We start from the raw sequence: 16,109 nt of genomic DNA, 5'->3' as shown, positions 1-16,109 counted from the left end.
AATACTATCTCTTTAATTGGCCTCTATAAATAAATTCTAAATCATTTATTTTTTCTAAAATATTATGATTCATCTCAAATGTAATTTTTGCATTTTTTGAAAATTCATTGTATTTCTTTTCATCATTTAGTAAAGTAATGATTTTTTCACAAAATTTAATTGTGTTATTATCTTTTACAGTATACCCATTAAAATCATCTTTAATTAAATCTTTGTTTCCATCGCAGTTCGAAACTACAGCAGGTATCGATAAAGCTAAACTTTCAATTATAGCATAAGGCAATCCTTCATATCGGGCTGCAGACAAATATAATTTTGATTTACTAATTATATTTAAAACATCTTCACGTGAAGTCCAGTTCAAAAGTGTTATGTCCTCTGTTAAACCTAACTTGGAAATTAATTCCTGAACTTCTTCTAGCTGATCTGCATGGTGTCCGACTCCCAATAATACCAAATGCATTTTTTGTGTCTTATTAATTTCATATAAAACACGAATTAACTCCTCTATGTTTTTTTGATAACAGGGTCTGCCAACTGTACAAAGATAATCGTTGGGCCATATTTTTGGTATCGAAAGTTCTGATATATTCTTAATTGGTTCAATTGCATTATTAAAAAGCAGCGTTTTTGCTACGGGAAAACCAACATCTTCTGTCGCTCTGTTTAATTCTGACTCCGAAGAGGCCAGTAAAACTGAATTTCCTTTTGAGAGAATTTTTTCTACGATTAGAAAAACAAATCTTTTTAATTTGTTGTCCGCACTTAGGTAAGAAAATGCCTGTGGCGTATGAAGTACTTTTATACCGGTTAAAAATCCAACAACTCTTCCGATTACTCCTCCTTTTGTACTATGAGAATGTATAAGATCCGGTTTTTCTTTTCTAATGATTCTTAAAGTTCTTACAATAGAGAGATAATCATTTTTCAATGATATTGATCTGTATATCGGAAGCTTATAATCGACAATATTTTTAGCGTTTTTATCTCTGAATTGTTCTTTAATGTCCGCATCTCCATGAATCACAAAACATTCAAAATGTGAAGGGTCAAGATTTTGAAGTATTTGTCGTAATGAAACATCAACACCACCTACGGAATGAAGAATATGCGCAACTTTAATTTTATTCATTACTAACTTTCTTTTGGGGAACCAAATTTAGAATAAATATCGCGAACAAATAACATCCAAACTGTCTATAAAAGATGTTTTCTACAAAAAAGAATAATAAAAATGATATAGCAATTGCTATTGCAAAAAAGTTTGATTTTGCCTCGTAAAACAATTTTATAAAAAAGCTTATAAACAGTAGAAGGCCCAAAATACCACCAATTAAATAAAAATCTATAAACTGATTGTGTGAGTTAAATTTCTCGGAAAGAAAATATTCTTTTTTCGATTGGTTTTCTATAGTGGTGGCATAACAATCCAGGAAATTATTTGTGATTGTCTCATATCCGCTGAATCCGGATAATACAAGAAAGTCCTTTTTTGCTGTCATATTATTGGCGCAATTCCAAATCACAATTCTTGGTTCGTAATCTGAGGCTACTTTTAGAGATTCTTCTATATTGCTTTTTATGAAAAATCTTTCGGATATGTTTTTGTTCGTCATCACAATCATGCCAAATAAAACAATGATCGATGTTGTAATTAGTATCTTTTTATACCATTGAACTTTGTAGTAAAAAATAAAATAAACTACAGCGATGCAAAATATTGTGATAATGGAAATTCTGGCAGAAATTAATATAATGAACAACAATAATGCTATCGAGTTTACTATATAAATCCATTTTTGTTTTATTACCATTACTGCTTTTTCTACGGATAATAAAAATCCTAAAACAGCAACAAAACCAATATAAGGGCGCTCAAGGAGTAATAAATTATTAACCTCAGCGGTATTTGCAAACGGTAATGTATGGTTTTTATAAAAAAACACCCCAATTAAAAACAAGGAGCTCACGATGCAGGCGTTTATTCCCAAAAGGATGAAAAGTTTAAACCTTTCAATATCTGTAATTTTACGTAAGATAAGGGAGAACCAAAAAAGCAACAGAATACCTTTATAAACTTTCAAATCGTATACGATACCGCCATAAATTAGAGACTTAAAAAAGAGATATAACAATAATACAAATAAAATAGTTCCTGCTGAAAACGTCTTTTTATAGTCTTTTAGGTTGAGATCTTTCAGATATAAAAGCGATAAAAGCACCAATAGGATATTGGGCAGTGCTTTTGAAAAAAAAAGCGTCAGAATCAATAAATAGATAAGATAGTCAAAAGCATTCTGTTTAATTAAATTCTTCATTTTCTAATTTTTTTTACAGCCAAAATCAAATTATAAGGAAGGAACAAGAGTACATAATTTCTAACCAATCCGTAAATTGGATAAAAACCAAAATAGAAATATTTTTTTATAATTGTAATTCTGCTTCTTACCTGCTGTTTTCTTTTTTTTAGTGAAATACCGTTTGCATTGATTTCAATTTGTGTTAGATATTCTTCAATATTTGCCATTTTGTATTTCTGGGAAATCATAAAGAAAAAAGCATAATCTTCTGCGAATTTATGGTTTAAAGGGTATAAACCAACACTATCCAAAATTTCAGAACAAAACATCACGGCAGGATGAATCAGCATGGAATTCAAATACATTTTCTTTTTTATATTGCTGTCATCCAGAGGTAAATTGATGGAATATAGAAAATGACCCTTTGTGTCGACAGCCAACACATTTGATCCCACAATTTTTATTTCCGGATTTTCTTCGAGGAATGCTTTTTGAACAGCGAACCTTTTTCCAAGACAGCTATCTCCACAATCTAATCTTGCTATGTATTTGTATTTTTTTTCAATACTAATTTTTAACCCTGAATTTAAAGCCGTTTCAATTCCTTTATTACTTTTTAAGTATTCGAATAGTACGGTTCCTTTCGCTTTAAAATTTGACCGCACGATATCTTCGTCAAATTTATCCACAACACTTCCATCATCAACAATTATGACGTCAAGTTCTTCATCCGGATCAATAGAACGCAATGATTGGAGTAATCCTTCAGAATTATTATAATAAGGGATTAGAAGGACAATGCTATTGTTCATTTTTCAATGCTTTTAGTTTATACCTTAATTGAATTAAAATAGCAAGGCTTAACCAAACCACGTACATTCGGAAAGTATCAATCTGAAGCCAGTTTATGTATAATCCTATCAGTGTAATCAGAATAATTACAGTTAGAATTTTTGCTTCATTCTGCGTGTTTTTCATTATGCTTATAGTTTCTCTTAAAGAAAAATATAGCAATACAACAAACACAATAAAACCAATGAATCCTGTTTCTGCCAGTAATCTTGTGTATAAATTATATCCCGGAGGAAACGTTTTTTCTTTCTTGTTTTTGTAATACAATGTAAACTCGTAATTGTTTTTTGTTGCCCAACCCGGATAATGGGTTCTGTTATGATAGGCTTGTTGCCCAAATCCAACTCCCGCTATTGGGTTTTCCTTAAAAACCTGTATCGACGCATATTGGATTCCAAATCTAGACTGGTTAGAAACGCTTTTGGTCAAATTGTTTTTAAAGTCTAATGATTCCATTTTAGCCGTAACGGACTTTATTACTTTTTCCCCGTTAAAAGCTAACAGAACAGCAAAAATTACAGTAAAACCAATTAATGCTTTTTTTATGTATGTCTTAAATCGAATGTCTTTGTATAAAAAAATTGAAAAAATCAGCAACTGAAAAAATATCACAATTAATCCTGTCCTTGATCCCGAAAAGTACGTCAGGACTAATACTGCAATCGTAGGTAAAAATTTGATTGGTTTTTTGTTTGTCAAAATATAGCTAAACATCCAGCCGGCAATACTTATTAAGTAAATTGCAAAAAATGGAGGCTCATAGGAAATAGAAGAAATCCTTCCTTCAGGATGAAGATGGACTTCTAAGAATGGAAAATAATCAAACAGATTTAAGACAGGATAAATTATTCTAAACCCAAAAACAATTACCAAAGTTTCGAGGAAACCATATATTGAAGCAATAATTAAAGAGTATAAAAAAACTTTCCTGATTTTAAAAAGCATTTCCTTTACTTCCATTTTTGCTAAAACATTTATATATAAAATCAGGAATATGAAACTTGAAATAATTAATGCAAAATACTGTCTTATAAAGCGGTTTATTCCAGTAGTGTGTTTAAAATAATTAGAACTAATTGTATCCAGGTTTACTAAAAATGTTATGATGCACCACACCAAAAACAATATCACACACTGAAAAAGTATGTTTTTATAAGGGATCATAATTTTTTTAGAATAAACGGTATCAGCTACTAAAAATAAAAATCCCCCAAACAAAAAGAGAGCTCCTGCTTCGCTTTTAAATTCACCCAGGGCAGAAATACCCTCGTATTCATTAAAAGGAAAGAAGAACAAACCTAAAAAAAATAAAACTGTATAAATTTTTTGAAGCACTTAATTGTTTTTGGTTAATTTATTTAACTTTCTAATCGTTTCAGAAATCGTTGGATGATAACCCACCTGAATACTCAACATTAAAAAAAACAGCAGTATCGAAGATTTTTTAATTATTACTTTTAAAACTATTTTCTCATATATTCCTTTATCAGCGATTACTTCCTGATGGTATTTTTTTGCTATTTCATAAACTTTGGTATGAAATACCATTCGCTTTACATAATTAAATTTTGGTTTAAACGAAGTTTTGGTTACCCCACATTTATAGACCAGATAAAAGACTCTCTGAATAAATCGTACCGCTTTTAATTTCTCTATTTCAATATCTGCAAGAGTAAGGTCGTATTCCTTTTTATAATCGAAATAATATTTTTCAAGCGCTTTAGAAAAATAATCATTTTCTATTGTTAATCTTGATTTACTGGTAGCAACTTCCCGGTAATAATACCCCGCATAATCCATAAATAAAACATTTTCTGCTTTATTAAAGGCTTGTATATTAAACATATTATCTTCCTCAATAACTCTGTTTTTAGGAAAATGTATGTTATTCAACTCCACAAAACTTCTTTTATAAATTTTATTCCAAACGGCAAATAAATCTTCTTTCTGTAATAGATTAGGAATTATTTCAGCTTGAATAAATGGCTGCCCGTAAAGAATACATGCCTCAAAAACCGGATCTTTAATAATATATTTTCCGTCTCTTCCTAAGATGGTTTTGGAAACTACAATGTCCAAATCATCTTTTTGGGCTGTTTCATACAAACGCTCAAACATATCGTTTTTTACAAAATCATCATTGTCTAAAAACCCGATATATTCTCCTTTTGCAGTTGCAATTCCGGTATTTCTTGCCTCGCTTATGCCTTTATTAACCTGGTTGATTACTATAATTCTATTGTCTTTTTTTTGGTATTCCTCAATAATGCCCATACCATTATCTGTAGAACCATCGTTGACAAAAATAAATTCGCATGCGATTAACGTCTGATTTATCAGCGATTTTATGCAGTCCTGCAAAAACGCTTCCCCATTATAAACTGGAATGATTACACTAACTTTAATTGAATTCATTTTTGTTTCTCTTTTGAGCTATTATATCAATCTCTCTTTTTGCAAAATACCACATCCCTAAAACTATTATAATCTGAGTGATAATGAGTGTAATGGCTGTTCCTAGCTCTTTATAAAAATACGTAAGCAATACATTAATGCTCAAATTTAGAATTGTAGCGTACAATATCACCCGGAAATATAAATTATCTTTTCCTAAATTTAAAAGGATTTGTTTTCCGTACATGGAGTCTAAAAAGGAAAGTAGAGGTATGAGTATTAAAATTTTAAAGAGAATTACAGCGGGAAGCATTTCAGCTCCGTAGATTATTTTTATAATTTGTGCTGCAAAACAGAAACATATGACAATCAGGACAAAAAATAAAAAAGCACCATACCTCGTGATTTTTTTTATTTTTTGAATCGTATTATATTTATCCAGGCTCATCTCTTTGGAGAGGTATGGGAAAAGTGTATTTGAAATGGGTGTCTGCAAATTTCCTATTGCCCTGGCCAATTTTTCTGCTGCTGAAAAAAATCCTACAGCCTGATTTCCTGCAATAATGCCTAAAATTAAAGTGTTCGTATTGGTAAATAAAGAAATTTTTAATTCTGATAAAAAAACATATTTACCCTTATTTAATTGTTCTCTTATTTTTTGGAAAGATTGAAGCTGAAAACTGATATTGAAATCTTTTCGAATGTAAAACAAAGAAAAAATTCCCGCAGAAATAAAACCCAATGCATTAAAAACAGGAACGAGATAATAATCGGATTTTTGTTTTATAAAAATAAAAAGCGCAATTGTAAAAATGATCTTCGTTACTAAATTCAAATAGGTAATGTATTTCATTTTTTGAATTCCCTGAAAATACCAAACCGGAAAAATCGCCTGGCCAAGAATAGATCCAAATGAAAATAAATAGACGGTCCAATAGGTTCTGAAAATTTCAAAAGCAAAAACAATTCCCGTCATTAGTATAAAACTCAATACTACCAAAAGCAATTTGGCTGACATAATCTGGTTGAAAATTTCGTTTTGTTTTTCCACATTATCAAGTACCATTGATATATCTCTTGTGCCTGTAGCATTAAAGCCATAGTCGGTAATAATTTGAAAATAGGTGATAAAAGCGAATGAAAAAGATAATAAACCAAAATATTCAACTCCCAAAACCCTTATCAAATAAGGGAGTGTAAGTAATGGCAGAATTAAATTCAGACCTTGCAGTATGGAGAGATAGACAAAATTTGAAGCTAAAATTTTGTGTTTTTTATATTGTTGAAATATATCAAAAAGTTTTAGCTTCAAAATTTTAATTTAGGTTATAAAAAAAGGCTATGATCAGATGAAATAGCCTTAAGAATTATAGGAAGAATTTACATTTTAGCGCCTCTGACTTTTTCCAGTTCAGGATAAATTGCCGGCTTCGTTAAGAAAAACGGATCGTACTTTTCACCTTCACTAACAAAAGTTGCAGTTCCTGATGCTTCATCAAACTTTATAAATTCATTTGGTGTAAAATATTTTGATAAATCTTTTTGCTCTATTTTAAAATTTCTTCCTTCAAAACTTAATGTAACAGAGTTAATTTTAATTGGCTCCTGATCTTTTTTTGAACTTATGTCAAAACGAATATCATTAGGTAGAATTCCCTCAGGAACACTAAATGTTACCGTTTGCGGCTCATTTTTTCCCTTTACTCCGTAATAAACGGTATTTTTATCATCAAAAAAAGAAATTGAAGGGTCTTTATAAAAAAGGATTAATTCATCATCTTTTTTGATGTCTAAATCTACAATTACATTGAATGTATTTGCTTTAACTTCTTCTACAGGTTTCTCTTCCTCTTTGTTTTTACAGGAAATTAAAGAAACTATAACTAATAAATTTAAAAGAATTAATTTTGTTTTCATTTGTAATTTTTTTGGCAAAAATATATTTTTTTTAATATTAAATTATAAAAATGTTTATATAATTCATTGTTAGTAAATTCTAAAAAAGACAATTGTTTCTTTTATTAAATAATTTACTGTTTTTCAATTAGTTATACTTTGTTATTAATTTAAAGTACCTGAAACTTTTTTACGCTGTTGTCCTTTATAAAAAGAATTAAAAGCATTCAAAAATACAAATAGCAAAACAAATACCAGCGGTAGTAAAAGTTTTAAATTTCCATTGATAAACTTAGGTGCCTCAATATTCATGGTTACACTGCTTTCCTTGATAATTTTATCAAATCCAATTAACCCGATTCTATGAGTTCCCTGCTCACTTAATAGCAGATCCTTCGTTTTTATTATATCGTTTAGCTGTGTATTCTCGTTATTATACAATAATTTATCACTTCTGTTCGAATATTTAGTTGCACTTGAGAAATTACTCAAAACACCATCAATCTGTTTAATTATGGAATCGTTTTGTCTTATTTTTGATATTGTATTGGTACAAACCTGTTTTTGAATTTTTTTGAAATAATCCGATTTATTCAAATAGGCGAACAATGGTGCTATAAGTTTTTCTTCAGATGCTTTTTTCTTTGTATCAATAATTATTTTTTGAAAAGGGTAGTTTTTACTTGTTGTACTCTCTTCAATAACTTTGTTGACATCTCCGTCTTCTGCTAATAACTTAAGGAGCTCGAAGTTTTCAGGTTTATTCTTAACAAAATTATAGACATCGGTAATTGGTTTTATTTTAATTTCATTCAGGTTTTTAGGCTCTTTAATGCCTACAATTTCTTTAAGGAAAGCAGTATCTCCGGATATAATTTTTGATTCTAATAAATCAATTTTCGAATATAAATAATCAACACTTCCGAAATTTGGCGTTACGATGATTTCATTACTATACGTTTTTTTAGTATCAAAATACAACCCAATACCAAACCCGGCCACTATTAAAATTAAAACAATAACCCAGTTTCGGACAAAAAACTGAATCCCGTTAAAAATAGAAGCATTAACCGATTCAAAAAAGCTGCCGATTTTTTTAGAAATCACCGCTAAATCAATTTCCTGATCTTCTTGATTTTGAGGTACTTTTGTACTCATTTATGGATTTATTTTAGGTTGAATATTTGTTCTAAAATTTTGATGGTAATCAAATACGTTGGTTTTACGCCTGTTGTACCCAATCCGCCTGAGGCGAGTGTGCTTCCCGTTTCCAATGGATTATCTGATGCATAGTAGGCATATCGAACCTTAACATCATTCGGCACACTTTTCCTGATTTTTGATGCCGACTGTATCGCTTTCTGATAATACGAACCTTCCATTTCAAGACCAATTACACCCCAGGTCGATTCGTGAAAGAACTTTAGTAAATCCCTGTTTTGCAATGATGTTCCTAAAACGGTTACCATGGCGCCTTCAAAAACGGCAATGTCATTTCCTTCAAACATGGCTCCTGTCAGTTCATTTTCGAAGAAATAATTATCGGCTGTTCCTTCATTTATATGGGCGGTCGGGATCATGATATCTCCTTTTCCTCCCTCTAAAATTCCGGCTTTACCCATGATCGATACTGATTTTACTTCTAATAACGTATCTTTTTTATACGGTTTCAGAAGTTCATCAATGGTTTCATATGCCTGTTCTCCAAAAGCATAATCCATAACAATAATAACCGGTTTCTGTTCGTCTAATTTTGCTTTAGGGAAAGCTGTTTTTGCCCAGTCAATTTTAGCTGTATCAAAAATCTGAACGTCAATATTTGTTCCTGATGTATCCGGTAACGAAATCATTCCGTTTTTCAGGGCAAGTTCTTCAACCAGATTTCTGGTTTCTTTTGCGCCTGACTTACTTAATTCCTCATAAATGAAAAAATCAGACTTGTCTTTGAATTTTGTTTTCAGCAGCGGCGTCGCAAAAATTGAATTCATTACACTGTGCATATTGGCACTGATCACATGAATTGGTCTTTTTAAAAGATTGTTCGCCTTTAAAACTTCCTTAATGTTTGTAGCCCAGATTTCTCCGTGAATATGGTGCCCTAAGCGTTCTCTCAGAACCGGACTAAAAGTAATGGTTCGTTTATTATTGTCAATTACTTCTTCGATGGCTAATTTTCCCAACCAGTAAATTACATGCAGAAAACGGTCCGGTGCATCATCAGAACCGAAGGTGTCATAAATGTCTAAAACTTCTTCGAACGTTCTTGCCAGAATATTCGCCACGTGAGAAATCGCTTTTTCTTTTTCGATTAAAGACAATTTTTTGGTTTGCATGACAGCCTGCTCCAGCTTCATCCAGTCACGCGAAACTTCTCCACCGTCATCTAATAAAACCCTGTTTTTTATTTTGTGGGATTCTATGAAAATGAAAGTCAAATGCGTCAGAATATCATAAATGTCGGATCGGCCTCTGGTGATTTCAACATTCATTTGCTCCTCATCGATTCGATAACAATTTCTTCGTCTTTTTGGAGGAACGATCGCCTCAAAGTGTGATTTGGAATACCCTTCGTCTGAAGTCAGGTTTATAAATCGGCATTGCTCAATTCCTATCGGTAAACGTTCTATAACGTACAAAAGTCCGTTCAGTTCTACTTTTTCTTCCCCTATGTTTCCGTAGATTTCAGGGCGTAATGCCAATAAAGATTCACGTAAACTATCGCCTGAAACCCCCATTGGTTTGTAAAAACCACGGTTGAATAAGTGGCGCATTGTAATGTACATTTTTTCAATCGCCGCAGAGGATTCCTGCGCTCTTGATCTTGATATATGTTTGGTTTCTTTCATGCTTTGTTATTTTCGAACTTACAAATGTAAGTTGTTTCTATTTTAAATTATCTGCAATATCCCTATTATTCGACAATCTGGGAATTTTATTCTGGCCGCCCAGTTTCCCCTGCGATTTCATGTATTCCTGAAATCCGTTTTTGGAAACTTTGGTAACCACCACTTTTCGCAAAACGTTTCCTGTTATTAAATCGTCATAATAAATATTCTGTTTTCGCATGGCGCTGTCAATTGCTTCAGCAAAAACGTCCATGTCTTCAGGTTCTTTTTCAAATTCTACCAGCCATTCGTGATACGGCAACCCGGTCGATGGCGTAATCTGAGGTGCCACGGTAAATTCGTTAATTACAATTTCGCTGCCCTGCGTTGCTTCTTTCATGGCATTTTCTACTTCACTTGCTATAACATGCTCTCCGAAAGCGGAAATATAATGTTTGATTCGTCCTGAAACAATCACACGATGCGGAAATAACGAAGTAAACTGAACCGTATCACCAATATTATAACGCCAAAGCCCTGCATTTGTGGAAATGATTAATGCATAATTAACACCCGTTTCTACTTCCCCAATCGTATAGCTTTTTGGGTTTTCCGTAAAAAATTCGTCTGCTTTAATGAACTCATAAAAAATTCCGGAATTCAATAACAACAGCATGCCTTTTGATTTTTGAGAATCCTGATACGCAAAAAACCCTTCTGAAGCCGGAAACAACTCAATGCTGTCTACTTTTCTGCCAATCATGCTTTCGAACTTCGCGCGGTAAGGTTCATAATTAACGCCTCCGTAAATAAACAGATTAAAATTTTTGAATAGCTCCCCTATTTTTTTGCCACCGCTTTTTTCCTGCAAACGTTCAAAATACATTTGTACCCAGGAAGGGATTCCCGAAATAATGGTCATGTTTTGGTCGATTGTTTCCCCGACAATAGCATTGACTTTAGTATCCCAGTCTTCAATGCAATTGGTTTCTAAAGACGGCATTCGGTTTTTTTGCAAATACTTCGGAACAAAATGCGCTGCTATACCGGATAATCTTCCAAATTTAATTCCATATTTTTCAGTTAAAATGGGGCTTCCCTGCAGGAAAATCATTTTCCCGTCTACAAAATCAGCATTTCCGGTTTCATGTATATAATGCAAAATGGCATTTCTGGAAGCTTCAATATGATACGGCATTGACTCTTTGGTCAGCGGAATATATTTTGCCCCGGAAGTGGTTCCGGATGTTTTGGCAAAATACAGTGGTTTGCCTTTCCATAGAATATCTTTTTCTCCCGTTCTCACCTTGTCTATATAAGGTTTCAGGTCTTCATAATCCCGTACAGGAACTTGTTTTATAAAATCGTGAACCGTTTTTATGGTATCAAAATGATGATCCGCACCAAAAGCAGTGCCTCTTGCACCATTTATCAAACTTTTAAATACGGCATGCTGGGTTTCAACCGGTTTTTTGGCCCAGGCCTGAGTTTTATAATATATTTTGCGTGCAAATAATTTTGCCGCTATTGCTTTAATTGACATTTTTCTGGATCTTATTTTTTGTCACTTTTGTTTTTATTTTGGCTCTTTTCTCCCGACTCTTTCTCCACTTTTGCTACTTCTTCTCTTAATTTAATTTCTTCGTCTGAAGCTTTCATATTAAGATCAGGTGTTTCTTCTGTTTCAGAAAGAATAGAATCTTTATTAAACCTGGCATACTCCAGTTCACCTCTTAAAACTTTCTGTATTCCTTTTATATAAAGTTCATTTTTCTTTAAAGCCCTTTCCAGTGAATCCGATTTTATAGCTAATTCTGTTGCATTTTTCTTCAGTTGAGAAGAAGAATATCCGGGAATAAATTCTCGTAAAGAGGTAAAAGCAATGATGAAAGTGGTGATTAAAATTAAAAATATTCCGCCAAGTGAAAAAACGACAAAGACGTTCATCAGGGTCAGTTTGAACGAAAAAATCTCTTCAAAGGTATCTACATTCAAAATTACCAATCGGTTTTTGACGAATAATTTTTTCCTGAAATTAAATTTCTTCTTAGCCATTTTAGGTTGTTTACACGAGCAAATATAAGAATTAATCAGTGTGTTGTTGCGTATCAAAATTAAGGGAATGTTCCTAAATTATAATTTTAAAGAATATTTAACGCTACCAAAAACAAATATTTTAATCTAAATACTCTTCTTGTTCGTATATTCTGTATACATTTGCGGTACAATTAGAAAATAATTTGCTTAGGCATTAAATATACAAACCATGGGAAGATTAGGTCTTACAGAAATCCTCGTAATAGTAGGTATCGTTTTATTACTTTTTGGAGGTAAAAAAATTCCGGAATTAATGAAAGGTTTAGGAAGCGGAATTAAGGAATTTAAAAACGCTGCCAAAGATGATCAATCAGCTCCTGCTGTAAAAAAAGAAGAGGAAGAAATAAAATAATATCCTTCAACTTATCTAAAAAACCATACAACAATCGTACGATTGTTGTATGGTTTTTTTTATGCTCAAATTTTAAATTTGGTAAAAATTTCTTGTATGCCTTTTCTTAGAAAAAATCAATAACAACTCTAAAAAGTAAATATTATTGTACGTTTTAACAAAAAATTATCATTTTTTGATCGTAGAAAATTGTTTTTAATACATTTACTTAAATTTTTATCAAAAAAGCTTTAAATATGACAGATTTAACTCGCAGAAGTTTTATTAAAAATGTTGGATTTGTAGGTGCCACAACGCTCTTTTGTGGATCTCTTTTGGGTCAAAATGCTTTCACTAATTTTTCGGATTTAGATAAAGAAGAAAAAAATATTTTATCGAATTTTTCTAAATCAAATATTTCGAATGCTTTTCTTTTAGACCAGGCTCTTTTTCATTGCTACACTACAGCAATTGTAAGCTGGCAAAAAATGGGTTATCAGTCTTCCGGCAATTTCTGTTATAGTTCTGATGACAATAGACTGAAAATGTTTCCAATGCATCTTCATGTTGATAGCGCCGGAAAGTTAGATGACGTATTGTTATGTTTTGGAAAAAATGATAACGGAGAATGGAAATCATTAAAATCATTGTCAGGATTTGATTTAGAAGCAATTACTGTAGCAATGGAAGAATTACAAATGCATAATAGCAATGTAAATTTATCACACTATCTATTTCCTGCTGCTGTCACACAAGTAGAACCGTATGGCTTTATGACACAAAAGGGCAGCGTTTACTTAAAAACAATACTGTCTCCTGAAAATACGGCAATAACAATTATTATAAAGGAAGGAACTACTGTAGTATATCAGAAAGAACTAATTTCTAAACACAGTTTAAATGTTACTTCTGTTTTAGTTTAACAAACCACCTTCAAAAAATAAAACTATAAAATAGTCTCATTATGGCAGAACCATTTTTAGCTGAAACCAGAATTATGTCGTTTACTTTTGCGCCAAAAGGCTGGGCAATGTGCAACGGACAATTATTACCTATAAACCAAAACCAGGCTTTATTTTCATTATTAGGAACCACTTTTGGAGGAGACGGAAGAGTAAATTTTGGGCTTCCTGATTTACGCGGAAGAATTCCTATACATGTTGGAAATAGCCATAATCTTGGTGAAAGAGGTGGTGAACAAGCCCACACATTATCTATAGCTGAATTGCCAACCCATACACACGGATTAAAAAGTGCTACTCAGGCAGTAACTACAAACATTCCTGTAACTAATTCAACCGCATTAGCGAATACCGCTCCAAATCAGGTGTACAGTAACTCTGGCAACAACCTTACAGCAATGAATTCCGGATCAATTACAAACATTGGCGGTAGTCAGGCACATTTGAATATGCAGCCTTACTTGTCCCTGAATTTTTGTATTGCTCTGCAAGGGATATTTCCTTCAGCTACTTAATAATATAAAACGCTACAATTATGGCACAACCTTACATTGGTGAAATCAGAATGTTTGCCGGAAATTTTGCTCCCGCTGGATGGGCATTCTGTGAAGGGCAATTAATGCCTATTTCGGAAAATGAAACATTATTTAATTTAATTGGAACTACTTACGGCGGCGACGGAGAAAGCACTTTTGCAGTACCTGATATGCGAGGACGTATTCCCTTACATAATGGTAACGGATTTGCTTTGGCTGAAACCGGTGGTGTTGAAGAAGTAACTTTAACCGTTAATCAGATTCCCTCTCATTCACATCCTTTATTAGCAACAACAAATATTGCCAATACAGGAAACCCTGCTGATGCTTTATTAAGTACTACTGCAACTGGCAGCAAAGTATATTCTTCTATTACGCCAACTACACCACTAAATTATAGTACAATTGCACCGGACGGCGGAAGTCAGCCACATACTAATTTTCAGCCTTATTTGTGTGTGAATTTTATAATATCCTTATTCGGGATATATCCAACACCAACATAAAATTAAATGCAGAGTTATTTAGATTTTTAATAAGAAATAAAACAAAATATATGGATCCATTTGTGGCCGAAATACGCATATTCCCATTCAACTTTGCTCCTAAAGGATGGGCATTTTGCGATGGACAACTTTTACCTTTATCTCAAAATACCGCTCTTTTTTCATTATTAGGTACAACGTATGGTGGTAATGGAAAATCTAATTTTGCTTTACCGGATTTGCAGGGAAGAACACCAATGCATCCGGGTCAGGGGCCAGGATTATCATTGCATGATTTAGGTGAAACAGGCGGTTCTGATACGGTTACTTTACTCGACTCAGAGATACCTTCTCATACTCATACACTAGTGGCTGCCACGTTAAATTCACAATCCACTACCCCAACAAATAATAGTTTAGGCCGGGGTAATCCTGTAAAAGTTTATGCCGCAGGTACACCGGGAACACTTATGGATGCGAATTCGATCGCTCCTGCAGGAGGAGATCAGCCTCATAATAATATGATGCCTTATCTGACTATGTATTTTTGTATTGCACTTCAGGGAGTTTTTCCTCCAAGAACTTAATAAAAATTGCTTTTGAATTTAGATATAGAAAATATTACGCTTCGTGATATACAGGAAAGCGATTTGTCTATTCTGTGCAAAATATACGGTAGTACACGTACCGAAGAATTAGAAAACGGAACTGACTGGAGCGACGAACAAAAAAATATATTTATTGAGTATCAGTTTTCGGCTCAGCATGAATATTATCAAAAAAATTATTTAGGCGCAAAGTTTTATATAATTGAAAAAGAGAATACCACTTTGGGAAGATTATATATTGATTTCTTTTTTGAACAAAAAGGAGTGCGAATTATTGATATTACGCTATTACCGCACTGGCGCGGGAAAAATATCGGGAGTTCGATTTTGAAAGAAATAATACAAAAAGCAGCACTGGCAAACAGGAATGTCACTATTCATGTTGAAAGTTTTAATCCTGCTATGGAATTATATAAAAGATTAGGCTTTAAGAAAATTAGCGAGACAAACGGTGTTTATCATCTCATGGAATGGAGTCCACAAAGAAATTAAAAACAAAATATAATGTATGGATATAGCTTTACTTACTTTAAATGATTTTAATGCATTCTTAAATAAAATATTCACGATTCAGATTTCTGATGAAATTCAACTTAACGCGGAGTTGGTTGAATTAACACAGCTGAATAATTATTCTTCTCTGGAAAGAGAACCTTTTTCGATAGTTTTTCGAACGGAACAAAAAACCGAATATTACCAACAAGGCATTTTTACCATTGTACATCCTCAAAAGGGCAATTTAGATTTGTTTCTTTCTCCATTAGGTTTTGATAGTGTGGGAATGAAATACGAGGCTATATTTTCTTAATAATGCTAACTCATT

At 32.5% G+C, this 16,109-nt stretch carries 18 protein-coding genes; 7 read left to right on the top strand and 11 right to left on the bottom strand.

The genetic code is table 11. From position 1 onward, the window contains the following. Nucleotides 1-4: 4 nt before the first annotated feature. The 11 genes from GJU43_RS08460 to GJU43_RS08410 all read right to left on the bottom strand — a co-directional run bounded on the left by GJU43_RS08460 (nucleotide 5) and on the right by GJU43_RS08410 (nucleotide 12,322). Nucleotides 5-1,132: a glycosyltransferase gene (locus GJU43_RS08460; RefSeq protein WP_154340338.1), complete on the bottom strand. Its 1,128-nt coding sequence runs from the start codon at nucleotides 1,130-1,132 to the stop codon at nucleotides 5-7. After that, on the bottom strand, nucleotides 1,125-2,318 hold the full coding sequence (locus GJU43_RS08455; protein ID WP_154340337.1) for an O-antigen ligase family protein: 1,194 nt from the start codon (nucleotides 2,316-2,318) through the stop codon (nucleotides 1,125-1,127). The genes GJU43_RS08460 and GJU43_RS08455 overlap by 8 nt, the downstream gene beginning before the upstream one ends. Then, nucleotides 2,315-3,112, bottom strand: a complete 798-nt coding sequence (locus GJU43_RS08450) for a glycosyltransferase (RefSeq protein WP_154340336.1) — start codon at nucleotides 3,110-3,112, stop codon at nucleotides 2,315-2,317. The genes GJU43_RS08455 and GJU43_RS08450 overlap by 4 nt, the downstream gene beginning before the upstream one ends. Continuing rightward, a complete protein-coding gene (locus GJU43_RS08445) occupies nucleotides 3,102-4,112 on the bottom strand; it encodes an O-antigen ligase (protein WP_195760030.1) in 1,011 nt (336 codons plus the stop codon). The genes GJU43_RS08450 and GJU43_RS08445 overlap by 11 nt, the downstream gene beginning before the upstream one ends. A gap of 375 nt (nucleotides 4,113-4,487) precedes the next feature. Next, a complete protein-coding gene (locus GJU43_RS08440) occupies nucleotides 4,488-5,567 on the bottom strand; it encodes a glycosyltransferase (protein WP_154340334.1) in 1,080 nt (359 codons plus the stop codon). Continuing rightward, nucleotides 5,554-6,858, bottom strand: coding sequence for a flippase (locus tag GJU43_RS08435; RefSeq protein WP_154340333.1), 1,305 nt, complete (start codon nucleotides 6,856-6,858; stop codon nucleotides 5,554-5,556). Before GJU43_RS08435 ends, GJU43_RS08440 begins: the two co-directional genes overlap by 14 nt. Before the next feature lie 68 nt (nucleotides 6,859-6,926). Continuing rightward, complete coding sequence (locus GJU43_RS08430) at nucleotides 6,927-7,463, bottom strand: hypothetical protein (RefSeq protein WP_154340332.1); 537 nt, start codon at nucleotides 7,461-7,463, stop codon at nucleotides 6,927-6,929. Nucleotides 7,464-7,607: 144 nt separating this feature from the next. Then, on the bottom strand, nucleotides 7,608-8,600 hold the full coding sequence (locus tag GJU43_RS08425; protein WP_154340331.1) for a hypothetical protein: 993 nt from the start codon (nucleotides 8,598-8,600) through the stop codon (nucleotides 7,608-7,610). Between the two features lie 8 nt (nucleotides 8,601-8,608). Beyond that, nucleotides 8,609-10,288 carry a hypothetical protein gene (locus tag GJU43_RS08420; RefSeq protein ID WP_154340330.1) on the bottom strand — a complete coding sequence of 560 codons (1,680 nt, stop codon included), beginning with the start codon at nucleotides 10,286-10,288 and terminating at the stop codon, nucleotides 8,609-8,611. 37 nt (nucleotides 10,289-10,325) lie between these two features. Beyond that, nucleotides 10,326-11,810 (bottom strand): GH3 auxin-responsive promoter family protein, encoded by a 1,485-nt coding sequence (locus GJU43_RS08415; RefSeq protein WP_154340329.1) that lies wholly within the window; start codon nucleotides 11,808-11,810, stop codon nucleotides 10,326-10,328. Nucleotides 11,811-11,821: 11 nt separating this feature from the next. Further along, a complete protein-coding gene (locus tag GJU43_RS08410) occupies nucleotides 11,822-12,322 on the bottom strand; it encodes a peptidase (protein ID WP_154340328.1) in 501 nt (166 codons plus the stop codon). Between the two features lie 211 nt (nucleotides 12,323-12,533). Here GJU43_RS08410 and GJU43_RS08405 point away from each other — a divergent pair, with 211 nt between their 5' ends. From GJU43_RS08405 to GJU43_RS08375, 7 genes are all read left to right on the top strand, one after another. After that, nucleotides 12,534-12,716 (top strand): twin-arginine translocase TatA/TatE family subunit, encoded by a 183-nt coding sequence (locus tag GJU43_RS08405; RefSeq protein WP_154340327.1) that lies wholly within the window; start codon nucleotides 12,534-12,536, stop codon nucleotides 12,714-12,716. Nucleotides 12,717-12,952: 236 nt separating this feature from the next. Continuing rightward, on the top strand, nucleotides 12,953-13,618 hold the full coding sequence (locus tag GJU43_RS08400; RefSeq protein WP_154340326.1) for a hypothetical protein: 666 nt from the start codon (nucleotides 12,953-12,955) through the stop codon (nucleotides 13,616-13,618). A gap of 41 nt (nucleotides 13,619-13,659) precedes the next feature. Beyond that, entirely contained in the window at nucleotides 13,660-14,172 is a 513-nt protein-coding gene (locus tag GJU43_RS08395; RefSeq protein ID WP_154340325.1) for a phage tail protein, read from the top strand. 20 nt (nucleotides 14,173-14,192) lie between these two features. Continuing rightward, nucleotides 14,193-14,699, top strand: a complete 507-nt coding sequence (locus tag GJU43_RS08390) for a phage tail protein (RefSeq protein WP_154340324.1) — start codon at nucleotides 14,193-14,195, stop codon at nucleotides 14,697-14,699. A gap of 50 nt (nucleotides 14,700-14,749) precedes the next feature. Continuing rightward, nucleotides 14,750-15,265 carry a phage tail protein gene (locus tag GJU43_RS08385; RefSeq protein WP_154340323.1) on the top strand — a complete coding sequence of 172 codons (516 nt, stop codon included), beginning with the start codon at nucleotides 14,750-14,752 and terminating at the stop codon, nucleotides 15,263-15,265. Between the two features lie 12 nt (nucleotides 15,266-15,277). After that, nucleotides 15,278-15,778 carry a GNAT family N-acetyltransferase gene (locus tag GJU43_RS08380; RefSeq protein ID WP_154340322.1) on the top strand — a complete coding sequence of 167 codons (501 nt, stop codon included), beginning with the start codon at nucleotides 15,278-15,280 and terminating at the stop codon, nucleotides 15,776-15,778. 16 nt (nucleotides 15,779-15,794) lie between these two features. Further along, nucleotides 15,795-16,094, top strand: a complete 300-nt coding sequence (locus tag GJU43_RS08375) for a hypothetical protein (RefSeq protein ID WP_154340321.1) — start codon at nucleotides 15,795-15,797, stop codon at nucleotides 16,092-16,094. Nucleotides 16,095-16,109 lie beyond the last annotated feature (15 nt).

It is taken from the genome of Flavobacterium sp. LC2016-23 (assembly GCF_009674775.1).
Classification (GTDB): domain Bacteria; phylum Bacteroidota; class Bacteroidia; order Flavobacteriales; family Flavobacteriaceae; genus Flavobacterium.
This window is presented reverse-complemented; position numbering and strand designations above follow the sequence as displayed.